Source organism: Nocardia australiensis (genome assembly GCF_020733705.1).
Classification (GTDB): Bacteria; Actinomycetota; Actinomycetes; order Mycobacteriales; family Mycobacteriaceae; genus Nocardia; species Nocardia australiensis.
Window position 1 is genome coordinate 2,434,617 of sequence record NZ_JAJFZM010000001.1, and the last position, 16,190, is coordinate 2,450,806.

At 62.3% G+C, this 16,190-nt stretch carries 23 protein-coding genes; 18 read left to right on the forward strand and 5 right to left on the reverse strand.

All coding sequences use genetic code 11. The features are described 5' to 3' along the window. Window position 1 precedes the first annotated feature (1 nt). The 6 genes from rplE to LKE06_RS10980 all read left to right on the forward strand — a co-directional run bounded on the left by rplE (window position 2) and on the right by LKE06_RS10980 (window position 3,506). Entirely contained in the window at window positions 2-565 is a 564-nt protein-coding gene (rplE, locus tag LKE06_RS10955) for a 50S ribosomal protein L5 (protein ID WP_227998487.1), read from the forward strand. Between the two features lie 4 nt (window positions 566-569). Then, on the forward strand, window positions 570-755 hold the full coding sequence (locus LKE06_RS10960) for a type Z 30S ribosomal protein S14 (protein WP_014981705.1): 186 nt from the start codon (window positions 570-572) through the stop codon (window positions 753-755). Between the two features lie 450 nt (window positions 756-1,205). Further along, the gene (locus LKE06_RS10965) at window positions 1,206-1,862 is read left to right on the forward strand and encodes a hypothetical protein (RefSeq protein ID WP_227998489.1); all 657 of its coding nucleotides are present in this window, start codon (window positions 1,206-1,208) and stop codon (window positions 1,860-1,862) included. Next, a complete protein-coding gene (locus LKE06_RS10970; RefSeq protein WP_227998491.1) occupies window positions 1,862-2,188 on the forward strand; it encodes a hypothetical protein in 327 nt (108 codons plus the stop codon). The genes LKE06_RS10965 and LKE06_RS10970 overlap by 1 nt, the downstream gene beginning before the upstream one ends. Beyond that, window positions 2,188-2,964 carry a hypothetical protein gene (locus LKE06_RS10975; protein WP_227998492.1) on the forward strand — a complete coding sequence of 259 codons (777 nt, stop codon included), beginning with the start codon at window positions 2,188-2,190 and terminating at the stop codon, window positions 2,962-2,964. Before LKE06_RS10970 ends, LKE06_RS10975 begins: the two co-directional genes overlap by 1 nt. Then, a complete protein-coding gene (locus LKE06_RS10980) occupies window positions 2,961-3,506 on the forward strand; it encodes a hypothetical protein (RefSeq protein WP_227998494.1) in 546 nt (181 codons plus the stop codon). The genes LKE06_RS10975 and LKE06_RS10980 overlap by 4 nt, the downstream gene beginning before the upstream one ends. 157 nt (window positions 3,507-3,663) lie before the next feature. On the opposite strand, the gene LKE06_RS10985 is transcribed toward LKE06_RS10980, so the two are convergent. After that, the gene (locus LKE06_RS10985; protein ID WP_308188366.1) at window positions 3,664-4,095 is read right to left on the reverse strand and encodes a PIN domain-containing protein; all 432 of its coding nucleotides are present in this window, start codon (window positions 4,093-4,095) and stop codon (window positions 3,664-3,666) included. 416 nt (window positions 4,096-4,511) lie between these two features. Here LKE06_RS10985 and rpsH point away from each other — a divergent pair, with 416 nt between their 5' ends. The 9 genes from rpsH (at window position 4,512) to map (ending at window position 10,080) form a co-directional block, all read left to right on the forward strand. Next, window positions 4,512-4,910, forward strand: coding sequence for a 30S ribosomal protein S8 (rpsH, locus tag LKE06_RS10990; protein ID WP_227998498.1), 399 nt, complete (start codon window positions 4,512-4,514; stop codon window positions 4,908-4,910). A gap of 14 nt (window positions 4,911-4,924) precedes the next feature. Next, on the forward strand, window positions 4,925-5,464 hold the full coding sequence (gene rplF, locus LKE06_RS10995) for a 50S ribosomal protein L6 (protein ID WP_227998500.1): 540 nt from the start codon (window positions 4,925-4,927) through the stop codon (window positions 5,462-5,464). 2 nt (window positions 5,465-5,466) lie between these two features. Then, the gene (gene rplR / locus LKE06_RS11000; protein ID WP_227998502.1) at window positions 5,467-5,874 is read left to right on the forward strand and encodes a 50S ribosomal protein L18; all 408 of its coding nucleotides are present in this window, start codon (window positions 5,467-5,469) and stop codon (window positions 5,872-5,874) included. A 70-nt stretch (window positions 5,875-5,944) separates the two neighbouring features. Next, complete coding sequence (rpsE, locus tag LKE06_RS11005; protein WP_227998503.1) at window positions 5,945-6,610, forward strand: 30S ribosomal protein S5; 666 nt, start codon at window positions 5,945-5,947, stop codon at window positions 6,608-6,610. Then, complete coding sequence (rpmD, locus tag LKE06_RS11010; protein WP_227998505.1) at window positions 6,611-6,805, forward strand: 50S ribosomal protein L30; 195 nt, start codon at window positions 6,611-6,613, stop codon at window positions 6,803-6,805. It abuts the gene before it with no gap. Window position 6,806: 1 nt separating this feature from the next. Beyond that, the gene (gene rplO / locus LKE06_RS11015) at window positions 6,807-7,250 is read left to right on the forward strand and encodes a 50S ribosomal protein L15 (protein ID WP_227998507.1); all 444 of its coding nucleotides are present in this window, start codon (window positions 6,807-6,809) and stop codon (window positions 7,248-7,250) included. Between the two features lie 161 nt (window positions 7,251-7,411). After that, window positions 7,412-8,734, forward strand: a complete 1,323-nt coding sequence (secY, locus tag LKE06_RS11020) for a preprotein translocase subunit SecY (protein WP_227998509.1) — start codon at window positions 7,412-7,414, stop codon at window positions 8,732-8,734. Further along, a complete protein-coding gene (locus LKE06_RS11025; protein WP_227998510.1) occupies window positions 8,731-9,276 on the forward strand; it encodes an adenylate kinase in 546 nt (181 codons plus the stop codon). The genes secY and LKE06_RS11025 overlap by 4 nt, the downstream gene beginning before the upstream one ends. A gap of 3 nt (window positions 9,277-9,279) precedes the next feature. Further along, window positions 9,280-10,080, forward strand: coding sequence for a type I methionyl aminopeptidase (gene map / locus LKE06_RS11030; RefSeq protein WP_227998512.1), 801 nt, complete (start codon window positions 9,280-9,282; stop codon window positions 10,078-10,080). A 403-nt stretch (window positions 10,081-10,483) separates the two neighbouring features. Here map and LKE06_RS11035 read toward each other — a convergent pair whose 3' ends face one another. Both LKE06_RS11035 and LKE06_RS11040 read right to left on the reverse strand, forming a co-directional pair. Then, window positions 10,484-11,272, reverse strand: a complete 789-nt coding sequence (locus LKE06_RS11035) for a class I SAM-dependent methyltransferase (RefSeq protein ID WP_227998516.1) — start codon at window positions 11,270-11,272, stop codon at window positions 10,484-10,486. Between the two features lie 30 nt (window positions 11,273-11,302). Then, entirely contained in the window at window positions 11,303-11,869 is a 567-nt protein-coding gene (locus LKE06_RS11040; RefSeq protein WP_227998521.1) for a helix-turn-helix domain-containing protein, read from the reverse strand. Window positions 11,870-11,938: 69 nt separating this feature from the next. Between LKE06_RS11040 and LKE06_RS11045 the strand changes: the two genes are divergently transcribed. Next, a complete protein-coding gene (locus tag LKE06_RS11045; protein WP_227998523.1) occupies window positions 11,939-12,895 on the forward strand; it encodes an alpha/beta hydrolase family protein in 957 nt (318 codons plus the stop codon). 152 nt (window positions 12,896-13,047) lie between these two features. On the opposite strand, the gene dtd is transcribed toward LKE06_RS11045, so the two are convergent. Both dtd and LKE06_RS11055 read right to left on the reverse strand, forming a co-directional pair. After that, window positions 13,048-13,491 (reverse strand): D-aminoacyl-tRNA deacylase, encoded by a 444-nt coding sequence (gene dtd, locus LKE06_RS11050; RefSeq protein ID WP_227998524.1) that lies wholly within the window; start codon window positions 13,489-13,491, stop codon window positions 13,048-13,050. Between the two features lie 54 nt (window positions 13,492-13,545). Beyond that, the gene (locus LKE06_RS11055) at window positions 13,546-15,045 is read right to left on the reverse strand and encodes a hypothetical protein (RefSeq protein WP_227999401.1); all 1,500 of its coding nucleotides are present in this window, start codon (window positions 15,043-15,045) and stop codon (window positions 13,546-13,548) included. Between the two features lie 276 nt (window positions 15,046-15,321). Between LKE06_RS11055 and LKE06_RS11060 the strand changes: the two genes are divergently transcribed. Both LKE06_RS11060 and LKE06_RS11065 read left to right on the forward strand, forming a co-directional pair. Continuing rightward, window positions 15,322-15,636 carry a hypothetical protein gene (locus LKE06_RS11060; RefSeq protein WP_227998526.1) on the forward strand — a complete coding sequence of 105 codons (315 nt, stop codon included), beginning with the start codon at window positions 15,322-15,324 and terminating at the stop codon, window positions 15,634-15,636. A 19-nt stretch (window positions 15,637-15,655) separates the two neighbouring features. Beyond that, the gene (locus tag LKE06_RS11065) at window positions 15,656-16,180 is read left to right on the forward strand and encodes a YbaB/EbfC family nucleoid-associated protein (RefSeq protein ID WP_227998528.1); all 525 of its coding nucleotides are present in this window, start codon (window positions 15,656-15,658) and stop codon (window positions 16,178-16,180) included. Window positions 16,181-16,190: the final 10 nt, after the last annotated feature.

Here is a 16,190-nt window from a genome sequence, read left to right on the forward strand (position 1 = left end):
CATGACCACCTCTGAAAAGACCCAGCCGCGCCTGAAGGCGCGCTACCGCGCCGAGATCAAGGACGCGCTGAACGGCGAGTTCGACTACGCCAACGTGATGCAGATCCCGGGTGTGGTCAAGGTTGTCGTCAACATGGGTGTCGGTGACGCCGCCCGTGACGCCAAGCTGATCAACGGCGCCGTCAAGGACCTGGAGCTGATCACCGGCCAGAAGCCGGAGATCCGCAAGGCGACCAAGTCGATCGCGCAGTTCAAGCTGCGTGAGGGTATGCCCATCGGTGCGAAGGTCACGCTGCGTGGCGATCGCATGTGGGAGTTCCTGGATCGCCTGGTCTCCATCGCGCTGCCCCGTATCCGCGACTTCCGTGGCCTGTCGCCCAAGCAGTTCGACGGCAACGGCAACTACACGTTCGGCCTGAGCGAGCAGTCGATGTTCCACGAGATCGACGTGGACTCCATTGACCGCCCGCGCGGTATGGACATCACCGTTGTGACCACTGCGACCAACAACGAAGAAGGCCGCGCGCTGCTCAAGCACCTCGGCTTCCCGTTCAAGGAGAACTGAGCATATGGCCAAGAAAGCACTGGTCAACAAGGCCAACGCCAAGCCGAAGTTCGCTGTCCGCGCCTACACCCGCTGCCAGCGGTGCGGTCGCCCGCACGCGGTCTACCGCAAGTTCGGCCTGTGCCGTGTCTGCCTTCGCGAGATGGCGCACCGCGGCGAACTGCCGGGCGTTCACAAGAGCTCCTGGTGACCCCGCGCTCCAAGTGAGCGCGCACACCTGAGTAAAACAAGCAATAAGGGCACGGTCTCCCCGGAGACCGTGCCCTTACTGCTATCCGCAGCACACCAAGCATTGATCGCGGCCGGATACAGGCAGCCGGACATGTCGCGGGAGCACTGATCGGTCGCCTCGGGCAGGAGGTGATGATCGGACTTCAGACGGCACGTCCGGGGTATTCGATGACCCCTCACTGAATTCGCGGCGGCGAGGATGTTTACCTCTTGCCGACGGGACGGCCAAAACGGTAGGGTTTCGCCCAGCTAACGTCGAAGGCCAGTGCTAGAGGATGGCTTTCGGAGGCTGCGGAGGGTAAGTAGCGGTGAACGCTATGCGGAATTCAGTCGGAAGGGGCGGGGTATTGCTAGAGGATTCAGTTTGTTGTGGCCGAGAAGCCCGACTGAAATGTGAAAAGGTGCGCTGATGCGCGGACACTATCCATATAGCGATGAGCCGGATTTCAACGGCGACTATCGGAATTCCGACAATATCCGGGCTGGAGCCGTATTTGAGGTGCCTCGGAAGGCTCCGTATGTGAAAATGCTCCTAGGTCCGGATCTGCTGCCAACCGAGATCACCTTCGGTCGGCACTGGAAGAGCGAATATTCCGCGTCGCAGTACGGTGAATCGATAATGGCTGCCTTTCGATTTTCGGTCTACGAGATGGCGCTGCATTTCGCAGAGATCGGCGAGCGTCCTGTGTCGAGCGTCCCGTCGTTGCGGGAAATAACTCCGACCCTGCTGCGTACCCGAAGTTATGATGAGTACAACGAATGTTTCGGACGTTTACTCGGCGAGGGAGAGTATGCGGCCAACAGTCCGTGGCTGAATGATTTCGACGAGCCGACCATGACGGTTACCGCCAGCGGCTCCGGATTGAAGTCGATCACGATAGACCCGGCCTGGGCCGTCAATGCCGAGCCGTTCGCGATTACGCAGGACATCCTCGGCTGCGTGGAGTCGATTCGATCTATGAAGCCGACTCTATCAAGAGATGAGTACCTCGATCGAGAGTCCGACGCGGAGTTGATGTCTCGTCTCGTCAGGCATGGATATCAACTAATGGAGAATGATAACTGATGACCGATGACCTCAAAGTTGAACTGCAGCTCCTCGAAAATGTTGCCAGATCGTGGGATGGTGTTGTCAAAACCGGACTGTCCGGAACTGCGCAGTCGATAGACGAGTTGAAGTTCTCGCGTCTACAGTTCGGTATTTTCCAGATCCCTTGGGGCAAATACACTGAGACGGCAGTATATATTCAGGATCGTCTCAACGAAGGTAGCCAGTCGGCCAGCGACATCGGTGGCGCCCTATATAAAGTGGCGCGAACATTTGAGCAGCAAGATACCGAACAAGCGGCGGGTATCAGGCAAGCTCAAGGTGATATGGGGTTCAGTATCTAATGGCGGATTTTCCGACGAAGGATCTCGATGAGGCGGTTGAGAACTTCAAGAAGCAGCAGGACGAATGGAAGAAGCAGCCCAAGGAGCTCAACGACAAATTCGATAGGCTGAAGGTGCTGAGCCTCGCTCTCTATATGACGTATACGAGCGACAGGGATGCGGCCCAAGAGAAGCTCAAGAAGCTCCTCGAGAAGATCGAGGAAGCTGCGGAAGGAATCGCGGCGCCATTCCTGTTCATTCAATATGCTGCGAACTGGCAGACAGTGGCCAGCAAGGTGCGCGATGTCAACAATGAGCAGGGGCGAACCGAATTGAGTCTGGATGGCCATTGGTCAGGGAAGGCGCAACAGCGCTATGCGGTATCGCGGACCAATCAGACAACAGCACTCTCTACCTCAAATGATATGTGCGAAAAAGTGCATGAACAGCTCCTTTCTCTTGCTCGTGGAGGCTTGGATTTCTATAAATCCTTAGCGGACCGCCTTGCGCAGTTACTGGCTAAACTGGCGACTGCTTTGACCAAGGTCGCAACCGTTGTCGAAGCTCCGTGGGGTATCTCCGATACGATCGACTTGTGCGGTGAGGCTGTGCTCTTCGTCGAGCAGACAATCACCGAATACACTCGTCTGATGGCGGAGCAGCAAATCTCTGCGAATGAGCTGAAGAATATCATCAGCCATCCCAACGGTTTCCCGAAGATTGATGGAAAGGATCATTGGCCGAATTCGGTTGCCAATGGGTTTGAGGATCCGACAAATTGGGAGCTTGCCAAGTGATTTCGAAGCGGGGGGCTGTCCGTGGTCGGGTGGTTGTTGCTGGGGTCTCTGTCTTTTCTGTTTTTATGCTTTCTGCGTGTGGCGAGGATGGGTCGGGAGGTGGAGGGAGCGGAGCGGCGGTCCGGTCGGAGAACGAGCTGTGCAAGCGCGCTCTCAACCTGGTTCGGGGGGTGTGGGGCGAGCAGAGTGAGATAACGATCAAACCGCATATGTCTGCGGTCGATGATCAATTCGACGATAGTGTGTCTTGCTGGTTCGAAAATGGCAATAATCGATATGGTGAGCTCAAACTGTCGAAAATTGATCCATCGGAGAAGGTGCTGGATAAGTTCGATAGGGTAGTTTCAGTCGATAAAGATCGAGTGCAGGTAAAGTATACCGGGAATATTAATCCGCACTTCGGGCTCGAATTCGGTGGGTGGGGTGGAGAATTGGAGTTGAGGCGTCCGAACAAGGACGAATCATTCTCGACTCCTACCGATCATGAGATCGACGCTGGAGCACGAGTGCTGGCCGAGACGCTCCACCTGGTCGTTGGCTGATTCAGGCCGCAGAGCAAGCATTACGCTCGCCTTCGAGAGTGATTCTCCTTCTTGGCCATGTACTCGGGGAGATCGGGCTGTCCGATGGGCGGACGCGGCATGGTCCAAACCTGGTCTCGACCACAGTGCCTACCTCGAGGGTTCGGTTCGATGTAGGTCATAGGTCGTTCGGCAGCAGTCGGAATGCCTTGTGTGATGTCAGCGGCGTGAGGGCTCGGAAGTCTCGACGATCGAGGGTGAGCACGGTGTTGGTTTCATACTTGGCGGCGAGTGCGACACAAACGGCGTCAGCGAGGTCGAGGCGCAGGGCGGGATAGAGCGTCCGTACAGCGTTGGCCTGATCGAGAGTGTCGGTAGTCAGCGTGGTGATTTCGAACAGTCCGAGATCGGCTCGAGCGGTGATGTCTTCGATCATCGAGATCGCGTGTGCCTGTCCGAGTGCACGTCGGCCGACCTGGTCGAACTCGGCCAGGATCAACGGAGACAGCGCGACCAGACCGGCGGCTTCGAGAGTGTAGAAGGCGCCATCGCTGTCAGCGGAGGAGGTATCGAAAGCCGCGAGCAGTCCGGAGGTGTCCGCGATGACGATTTCTGTTCCGGTGGCACCGAGCCCAGCGGAGCCTGCGGGCCGCGGCCTCTTTGATCGTCGCGAGGTCGTCGGCGTCGGCGTAGACCATCGTCCGCTTCAACGACATATGTGTACGGTGGCATACGTTTCGGACGGCAGCAACGATCTCGAGTGGCAGCGGCTCATTTCGCCCGGATTTTGCCGAGGTCAGGCGCCCGTCTACACTAGACCGGTTGCCTGGGCACCTCTGTGTCCGTATGCGCCTGATTCAGTGACTGCGTCGGGCGGTGGACTGCCTGGGCACCGAGAACTCGTAAGAGAACTCATCCGGTCGGCAAATGTCGGCCGGACCAGCCCCATTGCTGTAGGCCCACGACCGGTACGACTGTGTCGGTGGTGTATGGGAACCGCAGCGAGAAAGGTGTCGAGGTCTAACCATGACCATGACTGATCCGATCGCGGACTTCTTGACACGTCTGCGCAACGCCAACTCGGCGTACCACGATCAGGTGAAGGCTCCGCACTCGAAGCTCAAGGCGAACATTGCCGAGATCCTCAAGCGCGAGGGCTACATCGCCGATTACCGCACCGAGGAAGCGGCCGTCGGCCAGAGCCTCGTTGTCGACCTGAAGTACGGCCCCAGCCGTGAGCGCAGCCTGCAGGGCCTGCGTCGCGTCTCGAAGCCGGGTCTGCGTGTGTACGCGAAGTCCACCAACCTGCCCAAGGTCCTGGGTGGCCTCGGCGTGGCGATTATCTCCACGTCGACCGGCCTGCTCACCGATCGCCAGGCGGCCAAGCAAGGTGTAGGCGGGGAAGTCCTCGCCTACGTCTGGTAAGCGGAGGTAGGACAATGTCGCGTATTGGCAAGAAGCCCATCGCAATTCCGGCCGGCGTCGAGGTGACCCTCGATGGTCAGAGCGTGTCGGTGAAGGGTCCCAAGGGCACCCTGTCGCACACGGTCGCCGAGCCGATCACCATCGTCAAGGGCGAAGACGGCCAGCTCGAGGTCGCTCGCCCGGATGACGAGCGCCGCAGCCGCGCGCTGCACGGCCTGACCCGCACCCTGGTCTCGAACATGGTCGAGGGTGTAACCAAGGGCTACGAGACGAAGATGGAAATCTTCGGCGTCGGTTACCGCGTCCAGGCCAAGGGCTCGAACCTCGAGTTCGCGCTCGGCTACAGCCACTCGGTGCCGATCGACGCCCCGGAGGGCATCACCTTCGCGGTGGAATCGCCCACCAAGTTCTCCGTGTCCGGAATTGACAAGCAGAAGGTCGGCCAGATCTCCGCTGTGATCCACGGACTGCGCAAGCCTGACCCGTACAAGGGCAAGGGCATCCGCTACGCCGGCGAGGTCGTTCGCCGCAAGGTCGGAAAGACGGGTAAGTGATCATGGCGCAAACCGAAAACCAGAAGGCCAAGCGCATTCCGCGCGGCAAGGATGTGTCGACCACGCGTCGGCTGTCCAAGACCCGCCGGCACTTCCGTCTGCGCAAGAAGGTTGTCGGCACCACCGAGCGTCCGCGTCTGGTGGTCAACCGCTCCTCGCGTCACCTGCACGCGCAGCTCATCGACGACTCGATCGGCAAGACCATTGCCGCCGCGTCGTCCATCGAGGCCGATGTGCGTGCCACCGAAGGCGACAAGTCGGCCAAGGGCAAGAAGGTCGGCGCCTTGCTGGCCGAGCGTGCCAAGGCTGCCGGTATCGAGGCCGTAGTGTTCGACCGTGGTGGTCACGACTACCACGGCCGCATCGCGGCGCTGGCCGATGCCGCTCGCGAAGGTGGGTTGAAGTTCTAATGAGCGGAGCTTGCGGAGCGAGCATTCAACTCAGCTCGCGATTCGATTTCATCAACGGAAGGAACGTCTGATGCCGGGACGTCAACGGCGTGACGGCGGCAACGGACCCGCCGGACAGCAGAATGGTGCCGCCGGTGGCGGCGACAACCGCGACAACCGTGGCGGTGGCCGCGACCGTCGTGGCGGCGGTGACCGTCGCGACAACGCGGCCGAGAAGAACCAGCTCGAGCGTGTCGTCGCGATCAACCGTGTCTCCAAGGTCGTGAAGGGTGGTCGTCGCTTCAGCTTCACCGCCCTCGTGATCGTCGGTGATGGCAACGGTCTGGTCGGCGTCGGCTACGGCAAGGCCAAGGAAGTTCCCGCGGCCATCCAGAAGGGTGTCGAGGAGGCTCGCAAGAGCTTCTTCCGCGTTCCCATGATCGGCTCGACCATCACCCACCCGGTGCAGGGCGAAGCGGCGGCCGGTGTCGTCATGCTGCGTCCGGCCTCGCCGGGTACCGGTGTGATCGCCGGTGGTGCGGCTCGTGCCGTGCTCGAATGCGCTGGCATTCATGACATTCTGGCGAAGTCGCTCGGTAGCGACAACGCCATCAACGTCGTGCACGCGACGGTTGCGGCACTCAAGATGCTGCAGCGTCCCGAAGAGGTCGCGGCCCGTCGCGGTCTGGCCCTCGAGGACGTTGCCCCCGCGGGCATGCTGCGCGCACGCGCTCAGGCAGCGGGAGGTGCCAGGTAAATGGCTGATCTTGAAAAGGCCCAGCTCAAGGTGACCCAGATCAAGTCCGTCATCGGCGCCAAGGAGAACCAGCGCGCGAGCATGCGCACACTGGGACTGCGGAAGATTCGCCAGACCGTGGTTCGTGAGGACACTCCTCAGAACCGTGGCCTGATCAACGTCGTGCGCCACCTCGTAACAGTTGAGGAGGTCTGACATGACCATCAAGTTGCACCACTTGCGTCCGGCTCCCGGCGCCAAGACCGAGAAGACCCGGGTGGGTCGCGGTGAAGGCTCCAAGGGCAAGACCGCGGGCCGCGGTACCAAGGGCACCAAGGCTCGCAAGAACGTTCCGGCCGCCTTCGAGGGTGGGCAGATGCCGCTTCACATGCGGCTGCCCAAGCTCAAGGGCTTCACGAACCCGTTCCGTACGGAATACCAGGTCGTGAATGTCGGTGCGATCGCCAAACTGTTCCCCGAGGGTGGCGAGATCGGCAAGGCCGAGCTCGTGGCCGCCGGCGCGGTTCGCAAGAACCAGCTGGTCAAGGTCCTCGGTGACGGCGAGATCGGTGTCGCGGTCCAGGTGACCGTCGACAAGGTCACCGGTTCCGCCAAGGAAAAGATCACCGCGGCCGGTGGCACTGTCACCGAGCTGGGCTGACGTACTCTGATCGCAGTGGCACCGGACGACTGAAGACTCGTCTGGTGCCACTGTTAGAGTTCAATAGTTGTCTGCCACGCCCCGTCATGGGATACGCGTCTCCGACCAGGACTTCGCTGAAAATGTCCATGGCATGACCATGTCGTTCGCCAGGAGGATCTGTGCTTTCCGCCTTCGTATCGGCCTTCCGGACTCCGGACTTACGGCGGAAGATCCTCTTCACGCTGGGGTTGATCGCGTTGTACCGCTTGGGTGCCTCGCTGCCGTCCCCCGGTGTCGATTACAAGAACGTCCAGGAATGCGTCAACCTGGTTTCCGGTGGTGACTCCCAAGGCATCTACCAGCTGATCAACCTGTTCTCCGGTGGTGCCCTGCTGCAGTTGTCGGTCTTCGCGATCGGCATCATGCCCTACATCACCGCCAGCATCATCATCCAGCTGCTGACCGTCGTCATCCCGCGGTTCGAGGAACTGCGTAAAGAGGGCCAAACCGGCCAGAACAAGATGACGCAGTACACCAGGTATCTGTCGGTTGCCTTGGCGATCCTGCAGGCCACCGGTCTGGTCGCGCTCGCGGCCCGAGGTCAGCTGTTGCAGGGCTGCCAGAAGGACATCCTCGCCGACACCAGCATCTTCGGCATGATCATCATCGTGCTGGTGATGACCGCCGGTGCGGCACTCGTGATGTGGTTCGGCGAGCAGATCACCGAGCGCGGTGTCGGCAACGGTATGTCGTTGCTGATCTTCGCCGGTATCGCCGCCCGTATCCCGTCGCAGGGTAAGGGCATTCTCGACAGCCGCGGTGGCCTGATCTTCGGCCTCGTGTGTGTGGCCGCGCTGGCGATCATCGCCGCGGTGATCTATGTCGAACAGGGCCAACGCCGAATCCCGGTGCAGTACGCCAAGCGCGTCGTCGGCCGGAAGATGTATGGCGGCTCCTCGACCTATCTGCCACTGAAGGTCAACCAGGCGGGTGTTATCCCGGTGATCTTCGCGTCGTCGCTGCTGTACCTGCCGAACCTGGTGGCGCAGCTGACGTCGTCGAGCGGGGCGACCGATCAGAGCTGGTGGCAGGAGATCATCCAGAAATACTTGGTGAACCCGGGCAACCCGGTGTACATCGCGATCTACTTCGGTCTGATCGTGTTCTTCACCTACTTCTATGTCGCGATCACCTTCAACCCGGAGGAGCGCGCCGACGAGATGAAGAAGTTCGGTGGCTTCATTCCGGGTTACCGGCCCGGTAAGCCGACCGCCGACTATCTCAGTTACGTCCTGAGCCGTATCACCCTCCCCGGCTCGATCTACCTCGGTCTTGTTGCTGTCCTGCCGAACCTGTTCCTCGATATTGGTTCCGACGGTGGCGCGCAGAACCTGCCGTTCGGCGGCACCGCGGTGCTGATCATGGTGAGCGTCGGCCTGGACACCGTGAAGCAGATCGAAAGCCAGCTGATGAATCGAAATTACGAAGGGTTCCTTAAGTGAGAGTTGTACTGCTCGGACCGCCGGGTGCCGGCAAAGGCACCCAAGCCGATCTCATGTCCGAAAAGCTCGGTGTCCCGCACATCTCCACCGGGGACCTCTTCCGCACCAACATCTCCCAGCAGACTCCGTTGGGCCGCGAAGCGCAGAAGTACATCGACGCGGGCAACCTGGTCCCCAGCGATGTGACCAACCGCATGGTCGAGGCCAGGGTCGCTGAACCGGACGCGGTGAACGGCTTTGTGCTCGACGGCTACCCCCGCACGGTCGATCAGGCCGACGCGCTGGAGAAGATCCTCGCGGGCATGGACACCAAGCTCGACTCGGTGCTGTGCTTCGTGGTGCCCGAGGACACCGTGGTCGATCGGATGCTGTCGCGTGGCCGCGCCGATGACAACGAAGACGTGATCCGCAACCGGCTTCGGGTGTACCGCTCGGAGACCGAGCCGCTGCTCGAGCATTACGACGGGCTGGTCCTCACCGTCGACGGCGTCGGCGAGGTCGACGAGGTCAACGTACGCGCCCTACAAGCGCTAGGACACTAACCCTTGGTCTTCGGACGTAAGAACAAGAAGGTGGTGCCGTTCCGCTCCGCGGGCGAGCTGGACGCCATGGCGGCGGCGGGCGCCGTCGTCGGGCGTGCGCTGGTCGCGGTGCGAGCGGCCGCCAAGCCCGGTGTTTCGACATTGGAGTTGGATGAGGTTGCCGAACAGGTGATCCGCGACGCGGGCGCGGTGCCGTCCTTCAAGGGGTATCACGGGTTCCCCGGTTCGATCTGCTCATCGGTGAACGACCGTGTGGTGCACGGGATTCCGACCGGCAAGGAGATCCTGGCCGAGGGCGACCTGGTTTCCATCGACTGTGGCGCGATTCTTGAAGGCTGGCACGGTGATTCGGCGTGGACGTTCGGCGTCGGCCCGATCATCGATGCCGATCGGCTGCTGAGTGAGGCGACGAAGCTGTCCATGGAAGCAGGTATCGAGGCAATGGTGCCCGGTAACCGGCTGACGGACGTTTCGCACGCCATCGAGCTCGGCACTCGCGCCGCCGAAGAGGAGCACGGCCGGGCCTACGGCATCGTCGACGGTTACGGCGGGCACGCCATCGGCCGGGAGATGCACCTGGATCCGTTCCTCGCCAACGAAGGCGACCCGGGCAAGGGGCCACGACTGGTGGTGGGATCGGTACTCGCGATCGAGCCGATGCTGACATTGGGCACGACTCAGACCAAGGTGCTCGACGACGACTGGACCGTGGTGACGCTGGACGGCACCCGCGCCGCACATTGGGAGCACACGGTCGCCGTCACCGAGGACGGCCCTCGGATTCTGACGCTACGTTCCGAATAGTCTCGACATTGCCTGCGCCCGAACAACAGTGGTGGCGATCGGTTCGGCGACATCACGCGGCGAGACCCGATCGCACCGATGCCGCGGGCTCGGCCCACACGGCGAATTACGCACTGTGACACCGGTTTCGACGTTCTGTCGATCGGCCGGTGCCGCCGGCGCTATCCCAGCTCGTCGCTGGATCGGTGGCGTCGTTCCTTCCACCCGCGGCTATTGGTCTGACCTTGCCTTTCGCGGCGAGGGGATTTCCTTTCCGCTTCGACTAACTTTCAACGATGCGGAAAGCGTATGTCGAACCTGCGGTCACCCACCCGAGTAGGCAACTACTCGAATATCGTTGAGCCGTACCGCATTTGCCGCTGTGTGGTTGCGCAGGTACCCAGTGGCCTTGGCGTGCGGCCGGTTAGCGGTGGCAGACCGCGCGCACGGTCAGAGTGACCATGGGCAGGTCGAACTCGCCCTCGGCGGTTTCCGGCCTGCTGTGCAAGTAGTCGAGGATGCGGCCGAGTAGTGCGACGCGCTCTTGCTCGGGGATCACCAAGGTGTGTGAATGGGTTCCGATTGTGGCCGTCAGGGATTCGGCGGTGCGTCGCTGAGAATGGGCGAATCGGGCGATATCGAATTCCGGGAACAGCGGGTGCTTCGGGAAGCGATCCGCTTCGGATGCCTGCGGTGGCACGACGGCCCGAAATCGGGCGACCTCGTTGAGACCGGCGACCCATTCGACGGACTTGTCGTTGGTATTCCAGAATCCGGCGAACACACCGTCGTCGCGCAGCACGCGGGCAATCTCGGGGAAGGCCCGCTCGGGGTCGAACCAATGGAACGCTTGCCCGGCGACCACCGCGTCCACCGAAGCGTCCGGCAGTGGAATCGATTCCGCGGTGCCCGCGATCGTGGTCACGCTGGGATACCGCGCGATCAGTTCGCCGCGCATCTCGGCGTCGGGTTCAACGGCCACCGGTTCGGCACCTGCGGCCAATAGCCCCTCGGTGAGTTTGCCGGTGCCTGCGCCGAGGTCGAGGACAACCAGCGAGCGCTGCTGCCCGAGTGGCTCCAAGGCCCACTGAATGGCGGCCGCCGGATAGTCCGGTCGGTGGTCGGCATACTCGGCGGCATGTCCGCCGAACGATGCGGCGCGGCGGGCATGGAGGTTACGTTGGTCGGTGCTCTCATCCGTCGAATTCCCCATAACTCCACCATAGGACCGATTGGTCTCGAGTTAGCCCGAGTTGTCCCGCTTTGGGGCGACGGTCGCGTCCGAATCGCCGATGGGGAATAGGATCGGACTGAGTAGGTATTGCGAACGGCCCTGTCCCGGTTTGTTTTTAATTCGAGGCACGATGGCGGCTCGCAGGTCGGTAATCAGGCCGGCGAGTTCTTCGGGGTCGAGCCATATGGCGTGCTGGCGATAGCCGACCAGGTCTTTCGTGGGGTCGGCCCCGTTATGGTCGAGGTAGGTGTTGAACTCCGCGAGCAGAGTGGCCATCGCTGCGGTGAAGATTCCGCGGTGATCCTCGGGGGAAGCGGATGCCACCTGATCGGCGTCGATGACGGCACGTTCGCGGCGCAACCGATAGCGGCGTTCGACCGCGCCACGCACGCGCTGTTCGCCGACGACTTCGAGAATGCCTCCGGTGGCGAGCAATTCGACATGGCGGTAGACGGTGGCCTTCGAGACATCGGGCATTCGGGCGCACAGCTGCGCTGTTGTCAGGGTTTGCCCGCCCGACATGGCATGCACGATCCGCAGGCGTACCGGGTGAGCCAGTAGTTCCATGGAGTCCATATCGCTTATCTTCTCATCTATGATACCTTTCGCAAAGTTGAGAATAATAAGAAAGCTGTGGAGGACACCATGGAGCGAACCGAGTCGTGGCAGACGCCGGACTACGCGAATCCGGCCGCATTCGACGAGCAGGAGGTCACTGTCGGTTCCGGTGAGCTCGCCGTCGAGGGTGCGTTGACCGTCCCCCGGGGTGACGGGCCCTATCCGGCGGTAGTGCTGCTTGCCGGTGGCGGGCCATTCGATCGTGAGGGAACGGTCGGGCCGAATCGGATATACCGGGATATCGCGTGGGGTCTGGCCAGTCGTGGGATCGCGGTGCTGCGATTCGACAAGGTTACCTGCGCCCACCCCGAGAAGACCTCGGCGGCAACCGAATTCACGCTGCATGAGGAGTATGTGCCGCACGCGCTCGCGGGCATCGGGCTGCTCGGCGAGATCCCGGCTGTCGATGCCGAGCGGATCTTTCTGGTCGGGCACAGCCTGGGTGGAAAGGTGCAGCCCCGAGTGGTAGCGGCTGAGCCGAGGGTGGCAGGCATGGTCATTCTGGCCGGTGACACCCATCCGATGCAGTGGGGCCTGGTGCGGGTGCTGCGGCACCTTGCCGAGGTCGCCCCGGAGTTCATCGCGGCGTTTCCGCCCATCGAGACCGTGATCGAACAGGCGAAACTGGTTGATAGTCAGGAACTTTCGCCGGGCACCCCAGCGGAGGATCTGCCGTTCGGAATGGCAGCGTCGTACTGGTTGGACCTGCGTGCCTACGATCCGGTGGCGGCCGCGGCGAAGCTGAACAAGCCCATGCTGATTCTGCAGGGCGAGCGCGACTATCAGGTGACGGTGGCCGACGATCTGGCCGGATGGCGGTCCGGGCTTGCCGACCGGCCGGAGGTCACCATACGGACCTATGCCGCCGACGATCATCTGTTCTTCCCGGGAAGCGAGCCATCCCTGCCCGCGGACTATCAACGGCTACAGCATGTCGACGCCGAAGTTGTCAGGGATATCGCGGACTGGATCGTGACCCACTGAAGACCGCGAGGGTAGGTCGCCGCCGTCGCGGTGCGCTCGATTCGCCTGAACCGGAGCGACTTTGGGATAGTGCAATCGCAGCCAACGCGGGAAGGTAATGCATCGCGATGCGTGATCGGACCGCACGCCAGGTGGCCGGAGGTGGTGTGGGCTCAGCCCTCGAGTAGCACGGTGACCGGGCCGTCGTTGGTCAGGTCGACGTGCATGTGGGCGCCGAAGCGGCCGGTGGCCACGGTGGCGCCGAGGTTACGGAGGGTCGCGACGAAGGCGTCGACGAGCGATTCGGCGATTGGAGCCGGCGCGGCGGCGTTCCAGGAGGGGCGGCGGCCCTTGGTGGTGTCGGCGTAGAGGGTGAACTGGCTGACCACCAGAAAAGGCGCGCCCAGGTCGGCGGCGGAGCGTTCGCCGTCGAGGATACGCAGCCGCCACGCCTTGTCCGCCAGGGTTTTCGCGGTCGCCTCGGTATCGCCATGCGTGACGCCGACCAGGGCGACCAGGCCGTGCGGCGCACCGTGTGCGGCCGGGTCGATGTGACCGACGACGTGGTCGTCAACGGTCACTCTGGCCGCGGTCACTCGCTGTAATAGAACTCGCACATCGATTGATCTTGCCGTGTCGTCATCCGGCCGAGTCCACAGGCCGGTGTCTAGCTAGTCGACTGCCTTAAGCTTCACCTTCTGGAAGAACATCAGGTCGGTGTTGGGGACGGCATCGGCAGCTTGGCGGATGCCGCTGGCCGGTAGGTGGGTGAGTTTGGCGAACATCGGGGAGTTGCCGAATGCGGCGCGTACCTGGGTTTCGGAGGCGTAGTCCGCGCCGTAGTCGGCGAGGGTCGCGAAGTTCAAGGGTGCCAGGGGTTTATCGAGAGGAACCTGGCCCGCCGGCCGGCCGAGAGCGGCGTACTGTACTGCGTTGCCCCCCTCGTATCGGCACAACTCGTAGGACATGTTCTCGGTGGCCGCCACGCTGATTACCGGCCATCGTGTCGAAAGGTGCAGTGCCAGTGGATGTTTACCAACCGGCGCGATTTCCCACTTCAGGCTCATGACAATGACGGAGCCGGGGTAGGTCTGTTCCAACAGCACCATGTCGTCACCCAGCCGTTCGGCCGTGTTCAGTTCGAGATCGGCCGCGCTCCAAATGATTTCGACATCGCCGAGGTGAGTGGCACCTTCGGCGGGGGCGGCGCCGTCGGCGGCATAGGCGGCGATCACGGCGTCCCGGATCTGGGCCAGGGCGTCCGGCGCCGAGCAGCGCACGCTCAATGCCCCGAACGAGGTGGCGATTTCTACCGGTCGCGACGGGGGATCGGGCATGGCGCCCGGGGCCAGCGGTTTGATCCCGACCAGGGCCAGCTTCCAGTTGATCTCTTCGATCGTGGATAGGTCGCCCGCGGTTTGGTACAGAATCTGCTGCTGGGTCAGCCGACCGGCCCGCTCGAGTGTCGCGCATTCCAGCTTCGCGAGCGCGCCATAGGACTTGGCGGTGAGATCGATCTCCTCGATCCGGGTCTGACGCAATCGCTGTGTCATCTCGGGCGAGGTCAGCGCCGCGTACTGTTCGCGGTACATCGCGACGGCCTGTTTGCGCTGCCTGCCCACCATGAGAGTGCGCAGCAGCGTGCTCAAGCTCGCGAGGTACTTGCCGGACTGGTCCGGATTCGCCGCGAAGAGCCTGCTGCGGATCCGCACGGCGTCCTCGGATGCGGCGACGGCGGTATTCGGGTCGAGGCGGCACAACCACACACCGCATTTCGACAGGCCGTCGGCGCACACACTCGCGGCCTGTGGATGGGTGTGCGCCACCTGACGGTAGGCGCGGCAGGCACTGCGAATGGTGTTGGCCGCCAGCTCTCGATGGCCGATATGGCGTGCGGCCTGCTCGAATACCCGCAGTGCGTCTTGCACCTCGCCCGCGAATTGTGCCGAAACATGCCCGGCGGTGAGCCAGTGCAGCCGAATCGCGACGGCCTCCTGTGCCGGCGCCAATGCCTCGGCCGTTCGGTCTTGGTCCGAACCGTTCTTCGTGGCGACCAGTGCTTTGGCGAGATCGCACAGTGACGTAGCCAGTTTCAACTGGGCTTCGATCGATCTGTCGATCGCAGCCCCTCGATCTTCGGCCACTCGGCGCTCGATCGAGCTCAGATCCATCACGACCCCAACTCTCCGCATCAACTTCCGCGTACGGTCGTCGATCGGCCGCATCGTGCCCGCCGAGTCTGCCATAAATGTGCGGCTGACGTCGCAACGCGGGGGAAAAGGTGATCCGTCGCGCCGACAGCACCCCCTGAACGCGGTGTAACTGCCACGGTACTTTCCGTTCATGTTCGGGTCACGGATGAGTCGCAATCGGCTGTCATCGTTCGAATCGCAGTGTCTTAAAGGAAGGGCGCGGGCGACCGCAGGAGCACACGAGGAGCGAACGCGATGTCGGACAATCTGAAGCACGACGCGGAGCTGTTCGAGAAGGCTGCCCACAAGACCGGGTATGTTCGCGATCGCGTCAATTCTGTGCTGTCCACATTGGAGGGGTCGCTGCACGGGCGCGGGAAGCCGTGGGGCGAGGACAAGCTGGGCGACCAGTTCTTCGAAGGGGACCAGGGCTACAAGGTGTCGCGCGAGAAATTGTTCACCAACATCAAAAACGCCGCGGCCAGCTTCGACAACTTCTCCAACGGTCAGACCACCTCGGCCGAGCTGCTGCGAAAGATGGACCACTCGAACAGCGACGGCTTCCAATGATCCGAGATCGGCGCGGCGCATGACTAATGAACACGCGAAGTCGGAGTTGGCCGCGGTACTCGATGAAGTCCAGCAACAGATGCGCGATATCGCCCGAGTCCAGCAGCAGCGCGCGCAGCTGACCGCCAGTGCGACAGTGCGTAAACGGGTGACGGTCACGGTGAACGCCGACGGCGCCATAATCGAAACCAAGTTCGGGCCCGGCGTCGATGAGCTCAGCTATTCCGACATCGCGAAGGCGGTGACGGCCGCCGCGCAGCAGGCATTCACCGACGTCGCGCGTAAGGGGCAGGACCTGATGGTTCCCTTGAACGATCGACGGGCACGACTGCCCAAGATGTCCGACCTGGTCGAAGGCATGCCGGACTTCACCGCCGAAACCCCTGAGCGGCCGTCAGTTTCGCTCGCGCCACCCGATGCCGACGAGCGTCGGGGCGCTATCGGCGCCAGGGAGAGCGACAGTTCCGCAATGGAATTCAGTGATGTCGAATTGGTTGCGCGGCAGCGGACTCGGGACCGCGGAGTCAGCGATTCCAGCTGGTAGTGCAAGGTTG